At 66.1% G+C, this 22,992-nt stretch carries 15 protein-coding genes; 11 read left to right on the forward strand and 4 right to left on the reverse strand.

Features of this window, described 5'->3' with window-relative positions; genetic code table 11:
* Positions 1-122: 122 nt before the first annotated feature.
* Positions 123-3,122 carry a TonB-dependent receptor gene (locus AC07P1_RS25935; protein ID WP_494698541.1) on the reverse strand — a complete coding sequence of 1,000 codons (3,000 nt, stop codon included), beginning with the start codon at positions 3,120-3,122 and terminating at the stop codon, positions 123-125.
* A 261-nt stretch (positions 3,123-3,383) separates the two neighbouring features.
* On the opposite strand from AC07P1_RS25935, the gene AC07P1_RS25940 reads away from it, so the two are divergent.
* The 4 genes from AC07P1_RS25940 (at position 3,384) to AC07P1_RS25955 (ending at position 8,928) form a co-directional block, all read left to right on the forward strand.
* Complete coding sequence (locus AC07P1_RS25940) at positions 3,384-5,393, forward strand: hybrid sensor histidine kinase/response regulator (protein ID WP_494698542.1); 2,010 nt, start codon at positions 3,384-3,386, stop codon at positions 5,391-5,393.
* 59 nt (positions 5,394-5,452) lie between these two features.
* Positions 5,453-6,661 (forward strand): M48 family metalloprotease, encoded by a 1,209-nt coding sequence (locus AC07P1_RS25945; RefSeq protein ID WP_494698543.1) that lies wholly within the window; start codon positions 5,453-5,455, stop codon positions 6,659-6,661.
* Between the two features lie 56 nt (positions 6,662-6,717).
* A complete protein-coding gene (pnuC, locus tag AC07P1_RS25950) occupies positions 6,718-7,302 on the forward strand; it encodes a nicotinamide riboside transporter PnuC (RefSeq protein WP_494698544.1) in 585 nt (194 codons plus the stop codon).
* Between the two features lie 78 nt (positions 7,303-7,380).
* On the forward strand, positions 7,381-8,928 hold the full coding sequence (locus tag AC07P1_RS25955; RefSeq protein WP_494698545.1) for a methyl-accepting chemotaxis protein: 1,548 nt from the start codon (positions 7,381-7,383) through the stop codon (positions 8,926-8,928).
* A gap of 42 nt (positions 8,929-8,970) precedes the next feature.
* Here AC07P1_RS25955 and AC07P1_RS25960 read toward each other — a convergent pair whose 3' ends face one another.
* Positions 8,971-9,795 (reverse strand): response regulator transcription factor, encoded by an 825-nt coding sequence (locus AC07P1_RS25960; protein ID WP_494698546.1) that lies wholly within the window; start codon positions 9,793-9,795, stop codon positions 8,971-8,973.
* Positions 9,796-10,318: 523 nt separating this feature from the next.
* Between AC07P1_RS25960 and AC07P1_RS25965 the strand changes: the two genes are divergently transcribed.
* The 3 genes from AC07P1_RS25965 (at position 10,319) to AC07P1_RS25975 (ending at position 14,525) form a co-directional block, all read left to right on the forward strand.
* Positions 10,319-10,813 (forward strand): winged helix-turn-helix transcriptional regulator, encoded by a 495-nt coding sequence (locus AC07P1_RS25965; RefSeq protein WP_090326449.1) that lies wholly within the window; start codon positions 10,319-10,321, stop codon positions 10,811-10,813.
* Positions 10,814-10,968: 155 nt separating this feature from the next.
* Positions 10,969-11,499 carry a DUF4142 domain-containing protein gene (locus tag AC07P1_RS25970; RefSeq protein ID WP_494698547.1) on the forward strand — a complete coding sequence of 177 codons (531 nt, stop codon included), beginning with the start codon at positions 10,969-10,971 and terminating at the stop codon, positions 11,497-11,499.
* Positions 11,500-11,654: 155 nt separating this feature from the next.
* Positions 11,655-14,525 (forward strand): GGDEF domain-containing protein, encoded by a 2,871-nt coding sequence (locus AC07P1_RS25975; protein WP_494698548.1) that lies wholly within the window; start codon positions 11,655-11,657, stop codon positions 14,523-14,525.
* 5 nt (positions 14,526-14,530) lie between these two features.
* Here AC07P1_RS25975 and AC07P1_RS25980 read toward each other — a convergent pair whose 3' ends face one another.
* A complete protein-coding gene (locus AC07P1_RS25980) occupies positions 14,531-14,995 on the reverse strand; it encodes an OsmC family protein (protein WP_494698549.1) in 465 nt (154 codons plus the stop codon).
* Positions 14,996-15,106: 111 nt separating this feature from the next.
* A complete protein-coding gene (locus AC07P1_RS25985; RefSeq protein WP_494698550.1) occupies positions 15,107-17,962 on the reverse strand; it encodes a PAS domain S-box protein in 2,856 nt (951 codons plus the stop codon).
* 151 nt (positions 17,963-18,113) lie between these two features.
* Between AC07P1_RS25985 and AC07P1_RS25990 the strand changes: the two genes are divergently transcribed.
* The 4 genes from AC07P1_RS25990 (at position 18,114) to AC07P1_RS26005 (ending at position 22,975) form a co-directional block, all read left to right on the forward strand.
* Positions 18,114-18,674, forward strand: a complete 561-nt coding sequence (locus tag AC07P1_RS25990; RefSeq protein WP_494698551.1) for a DNA-3-methyladenine glycosylase I — start codon at positions 18,114-18,116, stop codon at positions 18,672-18,674.
* Positions 18,647-20,386 (forward strand): FAD-dependent 5-carboxymethylaminomethyl-2-thiouridine(34) oxidoreductase MnmC1, encoded by a 1,740-nt coding sequence (gene mnmC1, locus AC07P1_RS25995; protein WP_494698552.1) that lies wholly within the window; start codon positions 18,647-18,649, stop codon positions 20,384-20,386. Before AC07P1_RS25990 ends, mnmC1 begins: the two co-directional genes overlap by 28 nt.
* Before the next feature lie 145 nt (positions 20,387-20,531).
* Positions 20,532-21,281: a sensor histidine kinase gene (locus AC07P1_RS26000; protein WP_494698553.1), complete on the forward strand. Its 750-nt coding sequence runs from the start codon at positions 20,532-20,534 to the stop codon at positions 21,279-21,281.
* The gene (locus AC07P1_RS26005) at positions 21,278-22,975 is read left to right on the forward strand and encodes a tetratricopeptide repeat protein (protein WP_494698554.1); all 1,698 of its coding nucleotides are present in this window, start codon (positions 21,278-21,280) and stop codon (positions 22,973-22,975) included. Before AC07P1_RS26000 ends, AC07P1_RS26005 begins: the two co-directional genes overlap by 4 nt.
* Positions 22,976-22,992: the final 17 nt, after the last annotated feature.

The raw sequence follows: 22,992 nt of genomic DNA on the forward strand, positions 1-22,992 counted from the left end.
CGCGCCTAGAACACGTAGCGCAGCGTCCCCGAGACGTTGCGCGGCGCGCCATACAGCAGGTTCTGGAACACGTCGAGCTGGTTGCTGTAATACTTCTTGTCGAAGGAGTTGCTTCTTTTTCCTTAATACTTGTAGTTCAACCCCACCACGAACGTGCGTCCCGAATGCACATACAACAAGGTGTCATTGCGCTGGCTGTCGCGCCCATAGCGCAGCGGCGTGTCGTTCAGGTTCTGCCCCTCCAGACTGACGCGCAACTGCGGCGTGATGTTGTACGACATGCTGAAGTCGATATTGGTCGAGCCATCGACAATGGTGAAGTCGTGCCCCTGCACGTCGCCCAGCACGCTGAGCAGATACGACGAGCGGTGCGCCGCCGACACCCGCGCGCTGAACTTCTTGTCCTCATAGAACAACGTCAGGTTGTGCGCCTTCGGCGACAGGCCGGTGAAGTTGGCGCGCCGCGTCAGCTGCTCGTTGGCGGCCGTGTTCGGATTGTCCACCCGGGTGATGTAGGTGATCTTCGAATCGACGTGCGTGTAGTTGGCCAGCAGGCCGAAATTGGCCCAGATCCCGGGCAGGAAGCTGAACGGCGCCTGCAGGTTGAACTCATATCCGGTCAGCGGGCCGCCCGGTGTGTTGACCTGGCGGTTGACCACCACCGTGGTGTTGGGCAGCGTGGCGCAGGCCGGGGTGCCGCCGGTGATGCTGCAACCGCCGCCCAGCAGGATCGACTCCGGCAAGCCCAGCGACGAGAACACCGCGCGCTCCGACACGCCCTGGATGAAGGTGCCGATGTCCTTGTGGAAGGCGCCCACCGACACCATCGCGTTCTTGGCGTAGTACCACTCGGCCTGCACGTCGTAGGTCTTGGCGCGGATCGGCGCCAGGCGCGGATTGCCGATCGTGACCGTCTGCACCTGCGTGCTGAGCGTGGTCGACGGCGCCAGGTCGGTGTACTCCGGACGCGCCAGCGTTTTGCCGGCCGAGAAGCGCAGCATCACGTCGTGCGGCAGGGTGGCCGAGACGTTGAGCGCCGGCAGGGTGTCGCGGTAGCTGTTTTTAAAGCGCGCCGGCTCCAGCACGCCGTTGGCGTTGAGCATGGCGAAGCTGTCGACGTCGGTGCGGGCGTGGCGCACGCCGACATTGCCGCGCAGCGGAATCGAGAACAGGTCGTACTTGAAGTCGGCCGCCAGGAACAGCGCCTTGATCGACTCGTCGACGCCGCGGTTGGCCTGGTTCAAATAGTTGTAGCTCGAACCCGGCACCTCGGTGCAATGGCATTCGATGTTGTAGACCTTGAGGAATTTGTCGAGGTCGACGGCGGCCCACGAGTTCGGCACGCCACCGGCGCCCAGGCCCTTGCCGAAGCCGCCGATCTGGCGCGTGATGTCGCCCATGCCCACGCCCGCCGGCAGGGTCAGGCCGTTGCCGCCGGAGCCGATCTCGACGTTGGTCCAGGTGTTGTCGCGCTTGGAGAAGCCGGTGCGCAAGGTCAGGTTGTCGTTGAGCTCGTAGCTGGCGTTGACCTGGTTGGTCTTGAGCGTGTTGCGGGTGTGCAGGTAGCGGCCGACGAACTGGCCGTGGAAGGTGCCGTCCGCCTCCTGCGGCGCGAAGCTGAAGCTGTTCGGATTGGTGACATCGATGCCGAAGTTCATCGTCGGCACGTTGCGGTTGTTGCGGAAGTCGAAGGAGTAGCCGTTGGCGTTGGGAGAGTCGAACTGCACCGTCGTGCGCTGCGGCTCGTCCAGGTCCGAGCGCGACTGGCCGGTCAGGAAGTCGATCTTGAGGCGGTCGGTGACATCGTGGCGGCCCGACAACACGTGCTGGCGGAACAGGGTCGAGTAGACGTCGAGCAATCCTTCGCTGCGGATGTCGACCGCGTTGAACTTGCCGTAGTCCCAGCTGCCGGCGTCGTTGAAGTGGGTTTCCAGGATCGACGTCTGCGGCTTGCCGTTCGATTGCCCGAGGCTGCGGCCGAACGAGATGGCCGAGATGTAGTTGTCGTAGCGCTTGTTGTTGAACTTGCCGCCGAGCAGATCGAGGTTGAGCTCGGTGCTGCTGCTCGGGCGCCATTGCAGCGAGCCGGTCACGCCGGAGCGCTCGTACTGCGTCATCGAACGGCGGTAGCGCGGAATGCGCGGCGCGAACGCGCCCGAGCCGGCCAGCGGGTTGGCGACCGTGCCGCCGTAGTTGTCGGTGCGCGACATGACGTCGTTGTAGGCGGCCAGGTTGGACGTGCGCGGCACGCCGAAGCCGCAGTTGGCCGCGTCGATGCCCTTGACGGCGTTGTTGGCGGGGTTCTGCGGCGCGTAGCCGGCCGGCGCGCAAAAGCCGCCGTCGTTGCTGGCGCTGAGCAGCTCGACCGCCTCGTAGCCTTCCTCCTGCACGGTGCGCTTCGAATACGCGGCCGAGATCAGCGCGCCGAACTGGCCGTACGGCGTTTTCCAGCGGTCCGACAGCAGCGCGGTCACGCGCGGGCTGTATTTTTTCGACAGCGAATTGTGCATCTCCTGCGCGCCCAGGCTGAAGGTGCGGCCCTTGAAGTCGAACGGGCGCGCGGTGCGCAGGTCGACGGTGGCGCCGAGCGAGCCTTCCTCGACGCTGGCCTCGGAGGTCTTGCGCACCTCCAGGCTGTTGAACAGTTCGGAGGCGAACACGGAGAAGTCGAAGCCGCGCCCGCGGTTGGTGCTGCCGTTGATGTCGGAGGCGCCGGTGGCCGTCACGCCCTCGATGCCGTTGATGCGCACGCGCGTGAAGCCGGCGTTGAGGCCGCGCACGGTGATCTGCTTGCCCTCGCCGCCGTCGCCGCGCGTGAGCGACACGCCCGGCACCCGCTGCAGCGATTCGGCCAGGTTGGCGTCGGGGAACTTGGCGATGTCCTCGGCCTTGATGACGTCGATGATGCCGTCGCTGGCGCGCTTGGTGTTCAGCGCACTGTTGAGGCTGGCGCGGAAGCCGGTGACCACCACCACTGAGTCGGCCGACTGCGCGGCAGCCGGTGGCGAGTCGGCGGGGGAGGTTTGCGCCTGCGAGGGGGTGGCCATGCTGGCCATCGCGGCCAGCACGCCGCTGACGGCGAGCACGGACGGTTTGAGCGGACTTGCGTTCCGGTTCTTCATGCGTATCCTTTTGGTTTTTTTTGTTGCTGTGTGGATGTCTCTCCCTGCTTGGGAAAATCGATCATATGCGACTTCACCGCGCGAAAAATCGGCGGCGGGGAAACGATCAGTGAGTTGATTTATTAAGGGATGTTGAGGACGTTGGCGTTGCTTGCTAACTACAATGCGCGCCGCCGGGCCAGCTCCGGCGCGGGGCGCGCCTATTGTGCGCCGCCGTACACTACTCTTGTTACACTTCGGCTTTAGGCACATAAAATCATCATGGCGGCCCACTCCGTTACAACCCTGTCCTTTCCCACCGTCGGCGAACGGTCGTACCGCTTTATCGGCGGCGGCACGCCGATGCGCGACATGGTGCGTGACTTTCCGTGGCAAAACACGGCGCTGGGCGCCATCGCCGATTGGCCGGCCGCGCTGCGCACCAGCGTGGGCATCGTCATGCATTCGGTCCATCCGATGTTCCTGTGGTGGGGCGACGAGCTGACCCAGGTCTACAACGACGCCTACGTGCCGTGCTTCGGCGAGGGCAAGCATCCGGCCGCGCTCGGACAGGGCGGGCGCGCATGCTGGGCCGAGATCTGGCCCATCATCGGGCCGCAGATCGACGAGGTGCGCAACGGCGGCGAACCGCGCTGGTACGCCGACAACCTGGTGCCGATCTGGCGCAACGGCCGCATCGAGGATGTCTACTGGAGCTACACCTACACGCCGGTGTTCGGCGGCGACGACCGCATCGCCGGCGTGCTGGTGGTGTGCACCGAGACCACCACCCAGGTGCTGGCCGAGCGCCGCCGCCACGCGCTCGACCTGCTGGCGCGCCGGCTGCTGGCCTGCCGCAGCGAGGCCGACGTGCGCGCCGGCATCGCCCTGGGCGCCGGCGACGATCCGGGCGACCTGCTGTCGGTGGACCTGCTGCGCGGGCCGGGCGCGGACGCCGCCAATGGCGCCGACCTGGCCGTCGGCGACCCCGCCGTCGTCGTCATCCGCGGCGCCGACCTGCAACTGTGCGACGAGCTGGCGCTGGCGTTCCGCGTCTCGCCGCGGTTGCCGCTGGACGCGTCGTTCCGCCAGTTCCTGGAACAGTACACCGCCACCGTATGCGCCACCCTGAGCCGCCTCGACAGCGACCGCGCGCTGGCGCAGGCGATGGCCGAGAGCGAGCGCCTCAACGCCGACCTGAACGCGTCGGCGCGCACCAAGGACGAATTCCTGGCCATGCTGGGCCACGAGCTGCGCAACCCGCTGGCGCCCATCGTCACCGCGCTCAAGCTGATGAAGCTGCGCGGCGGCGAGCACAGCGAGACCATCCACGAGCAGGAGGTGATCCAGCGCCAGGTCGACCATCTGGTGCGGCTGGTGGACGACCTGCTCGACGTCTCGCGCATCGCCAGCGGCAAGGTCGAGCTGCGCAAGGAGACGGTGGCGCTGCCGGACGTGCTCAACAGGGCGATCGAAATGGCCAGCCCGCTGCTCGAGCAAAAGCAGCACCGGCTGCTGGTCGACGTGGCGCCGGTGCGCTGGCACGGCGACCCGGCGCGGCTGGCGCAGGTGGTGTCCAACCTGCTGAGCAACGCGGCGCGCTACACGCCGGCCGGCGGCCACGTGACCCTGGCCACCCGGGTCCAGGACCGCGCGCTGACGATACAGGTCACCGACGACGGCCCGGGCATCTCGCCCACCTTGCTGCCGCACATCTTCGACCTGTTCGTGCAGGGCAACCGCCTGGTCGACCGCGCCAAGGGCGGGCTGGGCATCGGACTGGCGCTGGTGCGCAACCTGGTGCAGATGCACGGCGGCGAGGTGGCCGCCTACAGCGCCGGCGAAGGGCGCGGCAGCACTTTCACGCTTACCCTGCCAGAGTCGGTGGTGGAGGAGGCGGCGGCCGAGACGCCTGCCGACGCCGCGCCGGCGCGGGGCGGCGGCACCCGCGTGCTGGTGGTCGACGACAACCAGGACGCCGCCGATTCGCTGGCCGACCTGCTCGGCGCGCTCGGCTACAGCGCCACGGTGGCCTACGATCCGGCCCACGCCATCGCCGAGGCGGGCAGGGCGATGCCGCAGGTGGCCATCCTCGACATCGGCCTGCCCGGCATGGACGGCTTCGAGCTGGCCGCCCATCTGCGCCGCCTGCCGCGCGGCGACGGCCTGAAACTGATCGCGCTGTCCGGCTACGGCCAGGAGAACGACAAGCACCGCAGCCGCGAGGCCGGCTTCGCGGCCCACCTGGTCAAGCCGATCAATATCGCTGAACTCCAGACAACGTTATCATAAAGAGTTGTATTTTTCGTAAATAAGCCGCTAAAATAGCTTCCGGGAAACTGGGGAGCCGTATGGAATTGGTTTACAAGAACGAAAAAGCGCTGTTCGGCATCATGCTGGCCGTCTCGCTGGCCGTCTGGACCGGCCTGCTGGCGGCGACCATGGGCATGGCGCTGGTGTATTTACTGCTGTTCTTCATCACCTACTGCTTCGCGCAATCGGCGCTGGTGTCCTGGCTCAAGGGCACGGGCGTGCGCATCACGGCCGAGCAGTTCCCCGACCTGCGCGAGCGCATCGACGCCTGCTGCCGGCGCCTCGGGCTGGAGCAGGCGCCGGAGGCGTATCTGCTGCAGATGGGCGGCAGCTTCAACGCCTTCGCCACGCGCTTTCTCGGCAATAACTTCATCGTGCTGTATTCGGACGTCGTCGACGCGCTGGAGGACCGCCCGGACGCGATCAACTTCTACATCGGCCACGAGATCGGCCACCTCAAACGCCAGCACCTGCGCTGGTCGGCGCTGCTGGCGCCGGCCGCCTTCGTGCCGTTGCTGGGCGCGGCGTACGCCCGCGCGCGCGAATACACGTGCGACCGCCACGGCTTCCACGCCTGCGACGACCTCGACAGCGCTCAGGTGGGCCTGTCGGCGCTGGCGGCCGGCGGCAAGCGCTGGCGTCAGCTCAGCACGGCCGGCTATGCCGCGCAGGCGCAGCAGTCGTCCGGCTTCTGGATGTCGTTCCACGAGCTGGTCGGCGACTATCCGTGGCTGGTCAAGCGCATGGCGGTGATGCGCGGGCTGGCCGGCGGCAGCGAGGTCGAGCAGCCCGCCCGCCACGGGCTGGCCTATCTGATGGCGCTGTTCGTGCCGCGCCTGGGCGTCGGCGGCGCCGGCTCGCTGCTGGCGGTGCTGGCGCTGGCCGGCGTGCTGGCGGCGGTGGCGCTGCCCGCCTACCAGGACTATACGACGCGCGCGCGCATGGCGCAGGTGGTCGGCGTCGGCCAGGACGCGACGGCGGCGGTGGAGCGCTATTTCTACGCCCACGGCAGCGGGCCGGCCACGCTGGAGCAGGCCGGCTACGCGATGGCCGATCCGAACCACGTGGTGCAGAACATCACGGTCGATGCCGCCAACGGCGCGGTGCACGTGTTTCCGGCCGACCTGAACTATCGCGGCAAGGCTATTGCGTTCACGCCGAGCCTGGACGAGAATAAGCGCGTGGCCTGGCGCTGCGGCAGCGACGGCATCCCGGCCCGACTGCTGCCGGCGGACTGCCGCGAGTAGCCGGCCGCCGCCGCCGCCCCGCCGAACCTCGGCGCCATCGACCGAAGGACGCCGTTTTGACCACACCGCTGGAAGTCGCCGCCAATGCCGTCATGGCGCTGTCCATCGTGCTCGCCGGACGTAACAATGTGCATTCGTGGTGGCTGGGCGTGATCGGCTGTTCGATGTTCGCCGCGCTGTTCTACACCTCCAGGCTGTACGCCGACGTCGCCCTGCAAGGCTTCTTCATCGTCACCTGCCTGATCGGCTGGCGCCAGTGGATGGCTGGCGGCGGCGGCGGGGCGCTGCCGATTTCCAGGGCGCGGCCGTTGCTGGTGGGCTCGATGGCGGTGGCGGGCCTGGCGGCCACCGCCGCCTACGGCCTGATGCTGCAAGTGTATACCGACGCCTACGCGCCGTTCATCGATTCGGCCGTGCTGATGTTCAGCATCATCGCGCAGCTGCTGTTGATGGGGCGGCGCTTGCAGACCTGGCCGTTCTGGCTGCTGGTCAACACCGTTTCCGTTCCGTTGTACGCCAGCCGCGGCCTGTACCTGACGGCCGCGCTGTACGCGGCCTACTGGCTCAACGCGCTGGCGTCGTGGTTCTTCTGGCGCCGGCAGATGCGCGGCCAGGAGGCAAAGCTACAACTAAGCGCGTAGAAAAACACGACAAAAATCGACATTGTCCTGGGCACGCTCTATCATTCATTTCCAAGTGGAAAAAATATGGAGCACAAAATGCAATGGTTCTATGATCTCAAGATAGGCAAGAAGTTAATCCTGGCGTTCGCGGTGGTGATCGCGCTGACCTGCTTCCTCGGCCTGTTCTCGATCAACCAGCTGGTCAAGGTCAACCAGGCCTCGACCGACATCGCCACCAACTGGATGCCGGCGGTGCGCTACCTGGGCCAGATGCAGACGTCGATGTCGCGCTACCGCATCTCCGAATCGACCCACATCCTGCTGTCCGAGGAGGCCGACATGGCGGCCACCGAGAAATCGATGGCGACCCGGCTCGAGACCCTGGGCAAGCAGCAGGCCTCGTACGCGCCGCTGGTGTCGGAGCCGGACGAGATCCGCATCTACGCCGAATTCCAGAAAACCATGGAAGCCTACCTGGCCGAGAGCAAGAAACTGATGGCGCTGTCGCGCGCCGGCCAGAAGGACGAGGCGCGGGTGCTGTTCCGTGGCGCCTCCAACAAGGTGTTCCGCCAGATTAACGAACAACTCGACGCGCTGGCCAAGATCAACGACGACGGCAGCGCCGCGTCCGACACGTCGGCCGAGCAGACGTTCTCGCTGGCGCGCAAGCTGATCCTGGGCGCGCTGGCGGCGCTGATCGTCATCAGCCTGGTGTTGGCGACGACGGTGTCGCGCGCCGTCGCCGCGCCGCTGCAGGAGGCGGTGGTGATCGCCCGCCGCGTGGCCGAGGGCGACCTGACGGGCCACATCGCCAGCACCAGCAAGGACGAGACGGGCCAATTGATGTTGTCGCTCAAGGCCATGAACGACAGCCTGCTGCGGGTGGTGGGCGAGGTGCGCGGCGGCACCGACACCATCGCCACCGCGTCGGCCCAGATCGCCAGCGGCAACCTCGACCTGTCGAGCCGCACCGAGGAGCAGGCCAGTTCGCTGGAGGAGACCGCCTCGGCGATGGAGGAGCTGACCTCGACCGTCAAGCAGAACGCCGACAACGCCCGCCAGGCCAACCAGCTGGCGCAATCGGCGTCCGGCACCGCCACCGACGGCGGCCAGGTGGTGGGCGAGGTGATCGCCACGATGGAGGCGATCAGCGCCGCCTCGCGCAAGATCGTCGACATCATTTCGGTCATCGACGGCATCGCCTTCCAGACCAACATCCTGGCGCTCAACGCCGCCGTCGAGGCGGCGCGCGCCGGCGAGCAGGGGCGCGGCTTCGCCGTGGTCGCCAGCGAGGTGCGCAACCTGGCCCAGCGCAGCGCGGCCGCGGCCAAGGAGATCAAGCAGTTGATCGACGATTCGGTGACCCAGGTCGACAGCGGCACGGCGCTGGTGCAGCGGGCCGGCACGACGATGACCGAGGTGGTGGCCAGCGTGCGCCGCGTCAGCGACGTGGTGGCCGAGATCTCGGCCGCCAGCCACGAGCAAAGCACCGGCATCGAGGAGGTCAACCGCGCCATCACGCAGATGGACGAGGTGACGCAGCAAAACGCCGCGCTGGTCGAGGAGGCGGCGGCCGCCGCCGGCTCGTTGCAGGAGCAGGCCGCCAATCTGGCGGCGGTGGTCAGCGTGTTCCGCTTGCGCTAGAAAACGGCGGCACGAAAGTCCGGCCGGAAGCGCCGCTCGCCGTCAGGCCAGCGGCGTTTTTCTTTGCTGGATGGATGCGCGGAAGGCGCTCGGCGTGATGCCGGTGCGTTCGCGGAAAGCCGTGGCGAAATTGCCGGCATTGTTAAATCCGATCAGCAGCGCGATGTCCTGCACGTCCATGTCGGTATCGCGCAGCAATTCCTCGCCGCGCCGGATGCGGGCCTCGCGGATGAAGGCGAACACCGTCATGCCGGTTTGCTCGCGGAAGATCTGTGACAATTTTTCCCGGTAGGTGCCGACGCTGCGGGCGATATCCGCCAGCCCCGGCAGGGTGGCCAGGTTGTCGGCGATCAGGCGCTTGACGGCGGCCACGATGACCGCGTCCGGGTCGCTGTCGGCACCGCTTCCAGCGGCGCCGCCGGCGGTGCCGGCCTCGGCGTCGTTGGAGGCCTGCAGGCCGCGGTCGCTGACCCGGCGCGCCAGGTTCAGGTGCACCTGGATGCGGGCGGCCAGCTCGCCCGGCGAAAACGGCTTGGAGACATAGTCGACCCCGCCGATCGACAGGCCCATGATGCGCTCCTCGTCGGCGTCGGCGCCGCTCAGGAAGATCACCGGGATGTCTTGCGTGACGGGGTTGGCTTTGAGCAACCTACAGGCCGTGTAGCCGTCCATATTGGGCATGCGCACGTCGAGCAGGATCAGGTCCGGCAGATTGGCCAGCGCCAGCTGGTAGCCCTGCAGACCGTTGAAGGCCACCGACACCTTGTAGGGCAGCTCGCTGAGCAGGTCGACCAGCACGCGCTGCTCGAACGCGGAGTCGTCCACGATGAGAATTTTGCGCTGCGTACTGTCACTGGCCGTCGGCATGGTTCACCTTGGATGATTGATAAGTTCGTGACGCCCTGTTGCGTATTATGCCTATCTTTTAAAAATTTTTAATAGTTTTCTCCGCCTACAGAACCCTGGTCACTTGCAGCAAAAGCACGGTTTTTCTAGATCATCAATAATTGATTCAGTGTTGGGAGATGGCAATTGTGAAATTGTTGTCTTTGGGAATTAGTCGGTGCGAGCAAGGACGCGCCCCGTCTTGGCGGTTGGGTCGGTGCCCGTCACAAGGGATGCGTCCCTCCCATATTGTGAGTTTTGGTGATTTTTCAATGCCGTTTTTTTGGTCTAGGTTGGAGAGTGGAGCAGGCCGAAAACTGTTGTTTTATAGAAGAAAATATGTAAACCGCAGGGTCAAAAAGGAGACAAAAATTGACAGCGAAAAATACTTACATTGTCACATAGCTTCCCCGAATACAACTCGCTCGCCGCCGTTCCGGCGGATAGATAGCGCAGTGTTTTCCATAATTGATTTTCTTGTTCAACCTGAACCAAGGAGTTACAAATGAAACATACCGATTTCGGCCGCATGCCTTGCCCTATCGCACGCAGCCTGGGTAAAGTTGGCGAATGGTGGAGCATTTTGATTTTGCGCGACGCCTTCTACGGCCTGTCGCGTTTCGACGAATTTGAAAAGAGCCTGAAGATCGCCCCGAACATGCTGACCCGCCGCCTGGCCGGTCTGGTCGAGGGCGGCCTGATGGAGCGGCGCCAGTACAGCGCCCGTCCGCCGCGCTATGAATACCTGCTGACCAAGGCCGGCCGCGACTTCAAGCCTGTGCTGCTGGCCTTCATCGCCTGGGGCAACGACCATCTGGCACCGGAAGGCGCCAGCCTGCTGGTGGTGAGCCGCGAAACCGGCAAACCGGCCGATCAGGTGCTGGTCGACGCCAACAGCGGCCTGGCCATCAACGACGAGGACTATATGTTCGCGCCGGGCCCGGCCGCCAGCGACACCATGCGGACCCGTTTGATCGAGATCAGCAAGCACGCTTCCTAAGCGTTGTCCTACTCCTGAAGGCGCCGGCTTGCCGGCGCCTTTTTTCGTTGCGGCCGCGCTTGGCGTGCTTGTCCTTGCATAGCCGTAAGGTGCGTCCGTCATGGTCCAGGCTTTGTAAAATTAATTCCTCGTCATTCTTTTGGGAGGAACCCATCATGAACAACAAGATCGGCATCGCCGTCGCCGCGTGTCTGGGCCTGCTGGCCGCCGGCGCGGCCCTTGCCCAAAATCTGAGCAAGGGTGACCAGCGCATCCTCACCAGCCTGGCCCAGGCCAATGTGAACGAGGTCGCCGCCGGCAATATCGCGCTGCAAAAAGCCACCTCGCCGGAGGTCAAGTCCTTCGCCCGGAAGATGGTCGACGACCACACCAAGGGCTTGCAGGAGGTGCAGCAGGTGGCGCAGGCCAAGAACGTGACCCTGCCCGCCGAGCCCGACGCCAAGCACAAGAAGATGGCCGACCGGCTCAACGCGCTCAGCGGCGAGGAGTTCGACAAGGCCTATATCGCCAACGCCGGCGTCAACGACCACAAGGCCGCCCACAAACTGGTCACCGATGCCCGGCAAAAGGCCAAGGACCCGGACGTCAAGGCGCTGGCGGCCAAGCTGGAGCCGACCATCACCCAGCACATGAAGTCCGTGCCGCAGATGGCGGCGGGCAAAACCGACGCGCCCAAAACGCAGTGAAAATTGCCGCGAAGAACTGAATTCGCTTTGCATTCAGGCACTTGAAGCGCGATGGCGAGGGCTCCTGAAAACTGTGGAATAATGCGGTGACAGCGTTTTAAATGCGTTTGGGCAACTGCGCCCGGCACACAGTCAAAGGACGTCACTTGGTGGACATGTTTGCCCTCGATGAGGAGCTGGCGCGGTGGGAGGCGGAGTTGCCGGAAATTTCCGGCACGGCGCGCTTGCCGTTGCTGATGGCGCTCGCCTGGCATTTGCGCCAGCGCGCGCCCGCACGTGCGCGCGCCCTGTCCGCCGATATCGTTCCGCTGGCCGGCGCGCTGCCACCGGCCGACGCGCTGGTGGTGCGCGGCCGCCTGTTGCTGATCGCCGCCGAATCGGAATGGCTCAACGGCCAGCTCGACACCGGCCAATACCAGGCGGAACAGGCGCTGTCGCTGTTCGAGCAGGCCGCCGCCATCACTCCCGACGCGTCCGTCGCGTCGGCGCTGGCCCGTGCCGACGCCTGCTGGGTGCTGGCCTGGGTGTCCAACGACCGGGGCGACAGCGCGGCCGGCGACCGCTGGCTGGCCCGGGCCGGCGCGGCCGCCCGCGCCGGCGGCGATCCGGTGCGGGTGGACGTGATCGACGCCGCCGCCGGCATTTGCGCCGCCTTCGGCGACTGGCAGGCCGCGCAGCGGCAATGGGACGGCCGTTTCGACGTCGATCCCGGCGGCCTGCCGCCGATCGCCGCCGGCTGGGTCAGCGATTACTTCGGCACCTGCGCCTTCCAGCGCAGCGAGTACGGCCGCGCCATCGGCCACCTGATGCTCAGCTTCGAGATGGCGCAGGCGACCGGCCAGGTCCGCCGCGCCATCATCATCGCCACCAACATCGGCAATGGCTTCACCAGCCTCAACGCGCACGAGGCGGCGCTGGAATGGATGCAGCGCGGGCTCGACCTGGCGCGTCCGGCCGGCTGGCCGCTGTCGATCGGCATGTGCCTGATGCAGACCGCCGAAACCTTGCGCCAGCTGGGCCAGCGCGAGGCCGCCCAGACCCTGCTGCGCGAGGCGCTGGCCGTGCTGGCGCCGCTGTCCGGTTCGCGCGCCTACGCGGTGGCGCTGGAATACCAGGGCGACCTGGCGCTCGACCTGGGCAACCACGCGGCCGCGCTCGACAGCTTCACCCGGCTGGCCGCGCGCGGCGACGCGCTGGCGCAGAACGATTTCCAGAGCAGCGCGCGGCGCGGCCAGGCGCATGCGCTGTCGCACCTGGACCGCCCGGACGAGGCGCTGGCCGCCGTGCGCGGCGCGCTGGCGCTGGCGCGCGAGCATGGCGACGCGCTGGGCCAGATCGCCGCCCTCAACGTGCTGGCCGATATCCACGCCCACCACGCGCTGCCCGAGCCGGACCTGATGATGGCGCCCAACCCGGTGCTGCACTACCTGCTGCTGGCGCTGGAGATCGCCGCCACCATCGACGGCTACACGGTGCCCGGCGCGCTGCTCGACGCCACCGCGCGCGAGTACGCCGCCATCGGCGACCACGCGCGCGCCTACGCGATCGCGCTGCAGGCCGGCGCCGCGCGCGACCAGACCCACAGCCAGCAGGCCACCAACCGCGCCATCGCCATGCAGGTGCAGTACCAGACCGAGCGCGCGCAGACCGAGGCCGAGCACCATCGCCAGCTGGCGGCGGCCGAGGCGCAGCGCGCCGAGGTGCTGCAGCAAACCAGCGCAACCTTGGCGCACCTGAGCGCGATCGGCCAAGAGATCACCGCCCACCTGGACGCGGCGGCGGTGTTCCGCGCGCTCGACCGCCACGTGCACGGCCTGCTCGACGCCACGCATTTCTCGATTTTCCTGCTGGAGCCGAACGGCGTGTGGCTGTCGTGCGCCTTCGGCGTCGAGGCCGGCAATCCGCTGCCGGAGGTGCGCTATTCGCTGGCGGACCCGCGCGCCAACACCTCGCGCTGCGTGCGCGAGCGGCGCGAGATCCTGATCGAACTGGGCGCGGCGGAGGTGACGCCGAACCTGATCCCGGGCACGCTGCCGACCCTGACCTTGCTGTTCGCGCCGCTGCGCGTGGGCGAGCGCGTGCTGGGCGCGATGACGGTGCAGTCGCTGCACGCCCACGCCTACGGCGAGCGCGAGCGGCTGATCTTCCGCACCCTGTGCGCGTACGGCGCCATCGCGCTCGACAACGCCAGCGCCTACCGCCAGGTGGCGGCGACCCTGAAGACCTTGAGCGCGACCCAGGAGCAACTGCTGGAGAAAAACCTGGAGCTCGAACGCGCCTACCAGGCGCTCGAGGAAGTCAGCCTGACCGACCAGTTGACCGGCCTGCGCAACCGCCGCTTCTTCCTGCGCAACGTCGACGCCGATGTGGCGATGAGTTTGCGCGGCTACGACGGCGGCCAGCATCGCGGCCAGCAGCTGCCCGACTGCGAACCGCGGACGCCCAACGACCTGGTGTTCTTCATGGTAGACATCGACCACTTCAAGGACGTCAACGACCGTTACGGCCACGCCGCCGGCGACGCCATCCTGGTGCAGATGACCGAGCGCCTGCGCGAAGTGTTCCGCGAATCGGACTATGTGATCCGCTGGGGCGGCGAGGAGTTCCTGGTGCTGGCGCGCGCCACCCACCGCGACGACGCGCGCGTGGTGGCCGAGCGCATGCGCCGGGTCGTCGCCGAGCGCGAGTTCGTGCTGCCGGACGGCGTGCGCTTGTCGAAGACCTGCTCGATCGGTTTCGCCTGTTTCCCCTTCCTGCCGGCGCAACCGCGCCTGCTGTCGTGGTCGCAGGTGGTGGAACTGGCCGACCAGGGCCTGTACATCGCCAAACGCTCCGGCCGCAACGCCTGGGCGGCGTTGTACGGCACCGAACGCGCCCGCGCCGACGGCCTGTTCCCGCGCCTGATGCACCAGCTCGACGACGCGGTCGCCGGCGGCGTGGTGCGGCTGGTCAGCAATCTGGAGGGACCGCTGTCGCTGGGTGGCGAGCGTCGCCGCGTCGGCCTGTCGAGCGATCTGGAAACCTGATCCGGCTACGCCGCCGGCGCCTCGACCACCACCTCGAAGTTAAGCGAATTGGCGATGTAGCACTTGTCGTGGGCCTCGTGGTGGATGGCGTGCAGCTCATCTTCGCCCGGCGGCGCCGTGCCGGCGAACACGATGTCCGGGCGCAGCGCGATGCGCGTCATCGCCATTTTCCCCTGCGCGTTCTTGCCGAGCGTTCCGATGGCGTGGTCGGTGTAGCTGTCGACCGTGTGCCCGCGTCTGGCGGCGATCGACAGGAAGAACAGCATATGGCAGCTCGACGCGGCGGCCACCAGCGCCTCCTCGGGGTCGACGGCGGCGGCGTCGGACATCGGCAGCGCCACCGATAGCGGCGACGACGACGCCGGCACGACCGCGCCGCCGTCGAAGCGCCAGGTGTGCGCGCGGCTGTAGCGCTGTCCGAGAAAATCCTGTCCGTCGCGTTTCCATTCCAGTGTTGCCTCGAATTGCATGCGCCGCTCCTATTTGATGGCTTTGGAGCATCCAGTATCCCACATCCCTGGCAGCTTCCGTTCGATGGCGTGCCTGGAGCTGCTCGGAGATATTGCGGGGGGGCGGGCGACTTACCGGGTTTTACGCATGCGGCTGATTCCCAGGCCGGTGAGAATTTGCAGCAGTTCCTTATGGTCGGCGGGCTTGACGAAATGGTGGTCGAAGCCGGCAGCATCCGATAACGCACGATCCTCCGCCTGTCCATAGCCGGTCAGGGCGATGATGGCAGTACCGGCATTGCGCTCATCCGCGCGAAGACGGCGCGCAAGTTCATATCCATCCATGTCGGGCAGCCCGATATCCAGGATAAATACCTCGGCATCGAATTCCCGCGTTGCCTGTATAGCACTTGCGGCATCGCTTTCCACGCGAACCATGTAGCCGGCCGCCTCCAGCATGTACCCCAGCATGGTGCCGGCATCTTGATTATCATCGACAATGAGCACGCGCAGACCCGCGCCGTCGTGCTGGTGTTCACGCATCAGGGTCGCGTCCGATATTTCATGCTCCGTCCCTGCCATGGGCAGCATAATGGCGAATGTGCTTCCCTTGCCCGTGCCTTCGCTAGCGACCTGTGCCAAACCGTCATGCAGTTCGACGATGCTTTTTACCAACGCGAGACCGAGGCCCAGGCCGCCTTGTGCGCGGTCCGGCGTACGTTCCGCCTGGGTGAACAAGTCGAAGACCAGCGGTAACAATTCGGGCTCGATGCCGATGCCGTTGTCGGCGATAGTGATGCGGGCTTGTCCCTCGATGACATCGAGTTCGAGGGCGATGTGGCCGCGCTGCGGTGTGTATTTGACCGCGTTGTTGAGCACATTGGACAGTGCCTGGATAAGTCTCGTGCGGTCGCCCAGCACGACTGTGCGTTGTGGCGTAATTCTCAATAATAATTCGTGGCCACGTGCCTGTATTAATGGCTGAACCTGTTCGATCGCGCCATTGATGACGCTTTTCAGGTCAAGGGAGGTCTTCTGGATTTCCACCAGGCCCCGCGTCACCCTTGAAACGTCCAGCAGGTCGTCGACGATGGTGACCATGTGCTTTACCTGGCGAGCGATAATGTCGCCCGCCTGCGCGATCCGCTTGGCGTCCGCTCCGGGAATCTTGATGAGCTGTGCCGCGGTACTGATGGGCGCCAGTGGATTGCGTAGCTCGTGCGCCAACATAGCCAAAAATTCGTCCTTGCGCAGGCTTTCCCGGCGCCACGCTTCCTCGGCCATTTTCTGCGCATGAATGTCCGTGCAAGTGCCCATCCACCGTACGATCTCGCCTTCCTCCCCAAAGACCGGTTGGGCGCGGCCCAGCACCCAGCGGTAATGGCCGGAGTGGTGGCGCAAGCGGTATTCGACTTCGTAGGTCTCTCCTGTGAGCAGCGCATGGCGCCATTTCGACCAGGCTAACTGCTGCTCGTCAGGATGGAATAAGTCGTTCCAGCCATCGCCGTCGGTCGAGCCCTGGGAAGTGCCGGTGAAACGGTACCACTGATCATTGTAGTAGTCGTGGAAGCCGTCGGGCCGGGTCGACCAGACCATTTGCGGCATCGCGTCGGTGATGGTTCTGAATTTCGCTTCACTTAAACGCACCTCCATCTCACTGCGCAACCGCTCGCTGGCGGTCCGGGTGCGCGCCGCGATTTCGCTGATCAGGTCCAGGTCTTCGGCCATCCAGTGGCGCGCACGCGAGTTGTTGATGAACATGACTGCGACCAGGCGGTCGCCTTCCTTCACCGGTACGTTGACGAAGGATGCCGCATGTCGCTGCTTGAGCGCCGCAGCGGCTTCGCGCGTGCGCAGATCAGACTCGACATCGTCAATGGCGATGAACTTGCCAAGTTTCAGGTCGTCGATGAAGGAGCCATAATCGCGCAAGTCGAGCGCGCCGGCTAACGACGCCACTCCGGGCGCATTCCAATCGCGTGCAACCGTCAGCGTCTCGGCCACGGGATCGATGGTCCCGTAGCCGACCCGGCTTACCCCGAGGCTTAGGCCAAGGATGAGACACGACTGAAAAATGATGTCCTCGGGTGTCTTGAGGTCGCGGATCGCGTCGGTGAATTGGATCAGGGCGGTGCGGCGTTTTTCGTCGAGCATACGTTTAGTAACGTCCACGCCCTGTACCAAAATGCCGCTAATCTCTCCGTGGACGTCGCGGATCGGCTGGAACACGAAGTCGATAAAGCGTTCGTTGACCGGGCCGCCAGGCATGGGCTGCACGGCGTACTTGGCGCCGTCGGCCGCATAGGCGTCGCCGCTGCGAAACACTTGGTCGAGCAGCGTAACGTAGCCTTGCTCGGTGGCGTCGGGCAATCCCTCCGCCACGGTCTTGCCGATGATGTCGCGGTGACCGATCAGCTTGAGATAGCCGCCGTTGACGAACGCGACGCGGTGTTCGGCGCCAGTCAGCACGGCCATGAAGGTAGGCGCCTGCTCGAACAGGTCGGCGATGTAGCGCAGGCTGCTAATCTGCTGCGCCTGCACCGAAATCTCGGCGCGCATTTCGTTGACATGCTCGGTATCGCTCATTGCCTGCGTCACGTTTTCGACGTGCTGGACAATGTAGGCGACTTCTCCGCTGCCGTCGAGCACCGGGAAGTGCACCGGCTTCCAGTAGCGCACCGTAAATCCGGCTTCCCGCCGGCCTTGGGTCGGGACATCATAGCGCTGGATCGGCATCATGTCGGGCCGCTTGGTCTGCAATACGCGCAGCATCGAGGCGCGCACGTTGAACACGCCGTCGCCATCGACATGGACAGGATTGGAAGGGAAGGCGTCGAAGATGTCACGTCCGACAATATCTTCACGCACCGCGCCGGTCGCTTCCAAATGGGCGTCATTGACCGCGACGATGGTGAAATCCGGCGCCATCACCATACAGGCGGCGGGCGTCGCATTGAAGAGGACCGCAAAATCTGGAGCTAATTCCATTCGGAACTTTCAGGCGTGAGGTGCATCGTGGCATTCTTCCCGAGAAGATGCCCGTTCTAGAGTAATATTTTAAAGGCAATCTGACAATTGAGCATTCAACCGGCGCCGGTTGAATACTTTATACTAACGCGCCACCATTTCTCCCACTCACATGACCAAGACACGCTGCGGCTGGGCCAATCCGTCCAACCCGCTGTACCTGCACTACCACGACACGGAATGGGGCGTGCCCTGCCACGACGAGACGCGCCTGTTCGAGATGCTCAATCTGGAGGGCGCGCAGGCGGGCCTGAGCTGGGAGACCATCCTCAATAAACGCGAGACCTACCGCGCCGCCTTCGACCAGTGGGACGCGGAGAAAATCGCCGCCTACGACGCCGGCAAGGTAGCGGCGCTGCTGGCCGATCCCGGCATCGTGCGCAACAAGTTGAAGGTGGCGGCGGCGATCACCAACGCGCAGGCGTACCTGCGCCTGCGCGCCGGCGGCGGCAGCCTCGATCAACTGCTGTGGGCTTATGTCGGGGGCAAGCCGCTTGTCTCCGGCGACGGCCCGCGCGCCAGCAAGACCGAGCTGTCGGACCGCATCTCCAAGGATCTGGCCAAGCTGGGGTTCAAGTTTGTCGGCTCGACCATCATCTACGCCTACATGCAGGGCATCGGCATGGTCGATGATCATGATCCGGCGTGCTTCTGCCGGAAGCGGCGCAAGTGACGACGGCCAATGCACCACGGCGCGTCGTCCTCGATACGGACTTCGCCGATGGCGCGCGCTTCGTGGCCGCATGGGCGCTGGCCTCCGCGAAGGGGAGCGCGCCGCTGCACTATCTGGCCGTCGCGCAGGAATTGCCGGAGGCCGGGCGCATCGCCGATGCGCGGCTGCGCGCGCAGTGGCCGCTGAACGTGCCGGGCTTCCACCGCATCGTGCTCGATGACGGCCGCGTCACGCTCGATCTGCTGGTCGGCGCGCTCGACGCGGTGCTGCCGCAGATCGAAGCGCGCGTCGACGATTTCCACATTTCCTCCTGCGCGTCCGCTTTTGTCCCGGGCTTCGCGCGCGGCCTGGCGAAGCTGGCCGCGCCGGGAGCGACGCTGCACGCGCACGCGCCGGACGAGCCGCTGGTGTGGGCACTGACGGCGGCCGGTTTCGCCTGCCACGCCATCGCCGACTCGCGCGATGTCGGCGCGGTCTATCGAAGCCGTAAGCCGCAGCCGCCGGCGCCGCCGCGACCGGAGCGGCGCGCGATCGTCATCGGCGCCGGCCTGGCGGGTTCCTCCGCCTGCCATCGCCTGTGCGCCAACGGCTGGGAGGTCATCTTGATCGAGCGGCACGCGCGGCCGGCGCAGGAGGCGTCGGGCAACCTGGCCGGCATCTTCATGCCGCTGCTGTCGAAGGACGACAACATTCCGACCCGCTTGAGCCGCGCCGCCTATCTGTTCGCGCTGCGCGAGTGGCGGCGCCTGGGCGGCGTCGGCAAGGCCTTCGACGGCGCCGATTGCGGCGTGCTGCAACTGGCGCGCGACGCCGCGCATGCGAAGGTGCAGCAGGACGTGCTGGCGGCCTGGGATTATCCGCCGGCGTACGCGCGTTGGCTGGCGGCCGACGACGCCGGCCGCTTGCTGGGCGGCGAGACGCCGCACGGCGGCTGGCTGTTCGAGCAGGGCGGCTGGGCGAGGCCGGCGTCGCTGTGCGAGGCCATGCTGGACGCTTGCGGCGGACGCCTGCGCCGCGTGTTCCACGCGCAGGCGCTGGCGTTGCGGAGGATCGACGACGAGTGGCACGTGATCGGTGCCGACGGCGTGTCGATCGCGCGGGCGCCGACGCTGATCCTGGCCAACGGCACCGGCGCCGTCGACATCGCGCAGGCGGCGCTGCTGCCGCTGTCGGCGCTGCGCGGCCAGGTCACGCACTTGGCGCTCGGCGAAGCCGGCGTGCGGGGTGTGCCGCAGCTGCCGTTGGTGGTCTGCCGCGAAGCCTATGTGACGCCGGCCGCCAACGGCATCGTGTCCGCCGGCGCGACCTACGACAACGACGACGATCCGTCCCTGCGCGCCAGCAGCCAGCTGGAAAATCTCACCCGGCTGGCGGAGATCGTCCCGGGCGGGGAGGTGGCGGCGCTGGCGGCGGGCGCGCCGCTGGCGGGGCGGGTCGGATTCCGCTGCGCCGCGCCGGACCGCTTGCCGCTGTGCGGCCCCTTGCCGGACCACGGCGCCGCCGGGCGCCTGGAGCGCCTGCGCGACGTGCCGCGCCACCCCGGCCTGTATGGATTGCTCGGCTACGCGTCGCGCGGCCTGATCTGGGCGCCGTTGATGGCCGAGTTGCTGGTCAGTCAACTGGAGAACGCGCCGCCGCCGCTCGAGGCGAGCCTGGTGGCGGCGCTCGATCCGGGCCGCTTCCTGCTCAAGGAGCGGCGCCGCAGCCAGTGATCCGCCGCGGCGCGGCCAGTGATCCCGCCGCCACACCGGCGTTGCGTTGGCGCAAATATCGTGCGCACACAAGCGATCCCGACGTTGGCTTGGCTATATCCCGCAGGATATAATCACCCTTTGAACCGGGCGCGAGCACCGCACAATGGACGAAGACCAAGCGCAGCACTACGAGGGATCGCCAGAGCTGTTGATGTTCCTGGCGTCGACGGTGCACGACATGAAGAACTCGATCAGCGTCCTTAGCGGCACCTTGGAGAACCTGATCGCCGCCTCCGCCCCGGCCGCCGCGCCGACTCCTTCCGCCGTCGCGGATCGGCCCCACTACGGGCAGCTGGGCCAGATGCTGTACCAGACCCGCCGCCTCAACGACAACCTGATCCAGTTGCTAGCGTTGTACAAGGAGGTGGGCAAACCCGGGTACCCGTTCGATCCCGCCGCCCACCGCGTCAGCGAATTGGTCGACCAGGTCAGGGGCCAGGCGCGCATCCTGCTGCAATCGCGCGGCGTCACGCTCGACGTCGATTTTCCGGCGGACGCCATCTGGACCTTCGACGAGGACCTGATCATCGGTGTGCTGGTCCACGCCATCAACAACGCCATCCGCTACACGCGCGACCGCATCCGCCTGGCCGTCAAAATCGATGGCGACTACCTGGAGCTGCGCGTGGAGGACAACGGCGACGGCTTCCCGCCGGCGATCCTGGAGACCGGCGCCGAGGCCATGAAGTCCGGCGGCAACAAGGTCAACTTCCTCAGCAACAGCAGCGGCCTCGGTCTGTACTTTTCCAGCGAGGTGGCGAAGATGCACAAGCACCGCCAGCGCCACGGCGGCATCGCGTTGGAAAACGGCGGCGCCCTGGGCGGCGGCTGTTTCATCCTGCGGCTTCCATGAACGCGGAAACCCAAGCCAGCGGCGACATCGATTGGGCCGAGAAGCGCTATCTGCTGGTCGACGACTTCGTCGGCATCCGCCAGCTGCTGCGCGAGTCGCTGCGCAACCTCGGCGCCAAGCATATCGACCAGGCGGCCAGCGGCGGCGAGGCGATCGTGTTGCTGTCTAAGACGCGCTACGACGTCGTCATGTGCGACTACAACCTGGGCGACGGCAAGAACGGCCAGCAGGTGCTGGAGGAGGCGCGCCTGCGCAACCTGATGCTGCCCAGCAGCGTGTGGCTGATGGTCTCGGCCGAGAAAAGCGTGGAGTCGGTGATGGGCGCGGCCGAGCACCAGCCTGACGCCTACATCATCAAACCGATCACCGAGGGCGTGCTGTTGACGCGCCTGAACCGCGTGTGGAACAAGAAGCAGATCTTCCGCGAGATCGACCAGGCCTTCGCCGACAAGGACTACCTGCGCGCGGCGCGCCTGTGCGAGGAGCAGATCGCGCTCTATCCGCTGCACGAGATCGACCTGCATCGGATGAGGGCCACCTTGCTGCTCAAAAGCGGCGTGCCGGAACAGGCGCGCGCCGTGTACGAGAAGGTGCTCGAGGAGCGCGACTACAACTGGGCGCGCTGCGGCCTGGGGAAAATCCGCATGAGCGCCGGCGACGTCGAAGCGGCGCAGCAGATGTTCCAGGCGGTGATCGCCGACAACCGCTTCTACATCGACGCCTTTGACCAGCTGGCGCTGTCGTACCAGCAGCAGGGCAAGCACGAGGAAGCCTTCGGCGTGCTGGAAAAAGCCGCCAAGCTGTCGCCCAATTCGGTGCCGCGCCAGCGCGCGTTCGGCCAGACGGCGCTCAAGCTGGGAAACATCCCGGTGGCGGAAAAAGCCTTCCGCAAATGCATAGAGATGGGCGAGTACTCGGTGGCCAAGACCGTCGACGCCTATTTCGGCCTGGCGCGCGTGTGCGGCCAGAAGAACGATACCAAGGAAGCGATACGCTTGCTGAACGCGGCGGTCCATCAATTCGGCGGCGACGAGGTCACCTTGCGCGCCAAGATCACGGAGGGCCTGGTCTACCACGAGAGCGGCGATTACCGGCGCGCGCGCAAATCCGGCGACGAGCTGGAGGCGATGCTGGCCGACGATACCAAGCAGCGTCCGGACAGCACCACCTGCCTCGATATGGCGACGTTGCTGTTCGCCGTCGGCGTCAAGGACGCGCCGGTGACCTTGCTGTGCTACGTGGCGCGCAACAACCATGACAACGCGCCGCTGCTCGAGGATGTGCAGAAGATCTTCGACAAGGCGCGCATGGGCGACGAGGGCATCGAGTTGATCAAGGCCTCGCGCCAGGAGGCGGCCGACATGATGAACAAGGGCGTGCTGCTGTGGAAGACCGGCAAATTGATCGAGGCGGTCGAATGGATGCGCGTGGCGCGCAAGGCGCTGCCGCACAATATGCGCATCCTGTTCAATTCGGCGCAGATCCTGATCTCGCAACTGCACCAGACCGGCTATGTGCGCGAGCTGGCGGAGGAGGCGATCGGCGTGTTGATGCATGTCGACGCGATCGCGCCGGGGCAGCTGCGGTTCGCGCAGCTGATGGAGCAGCTGGCGATGCTGGCGCCGGTGTCCGGCGTGGTTGCCGCTGCGGCGGCAAGCGAGTACGAGGCCGCCAACGGCGCGGTTCCCGACTGATGCCGGTGACGGATGGG

The organism is Duganella sp. GW821-FHT07F09, from assembly GCF_059418705.1.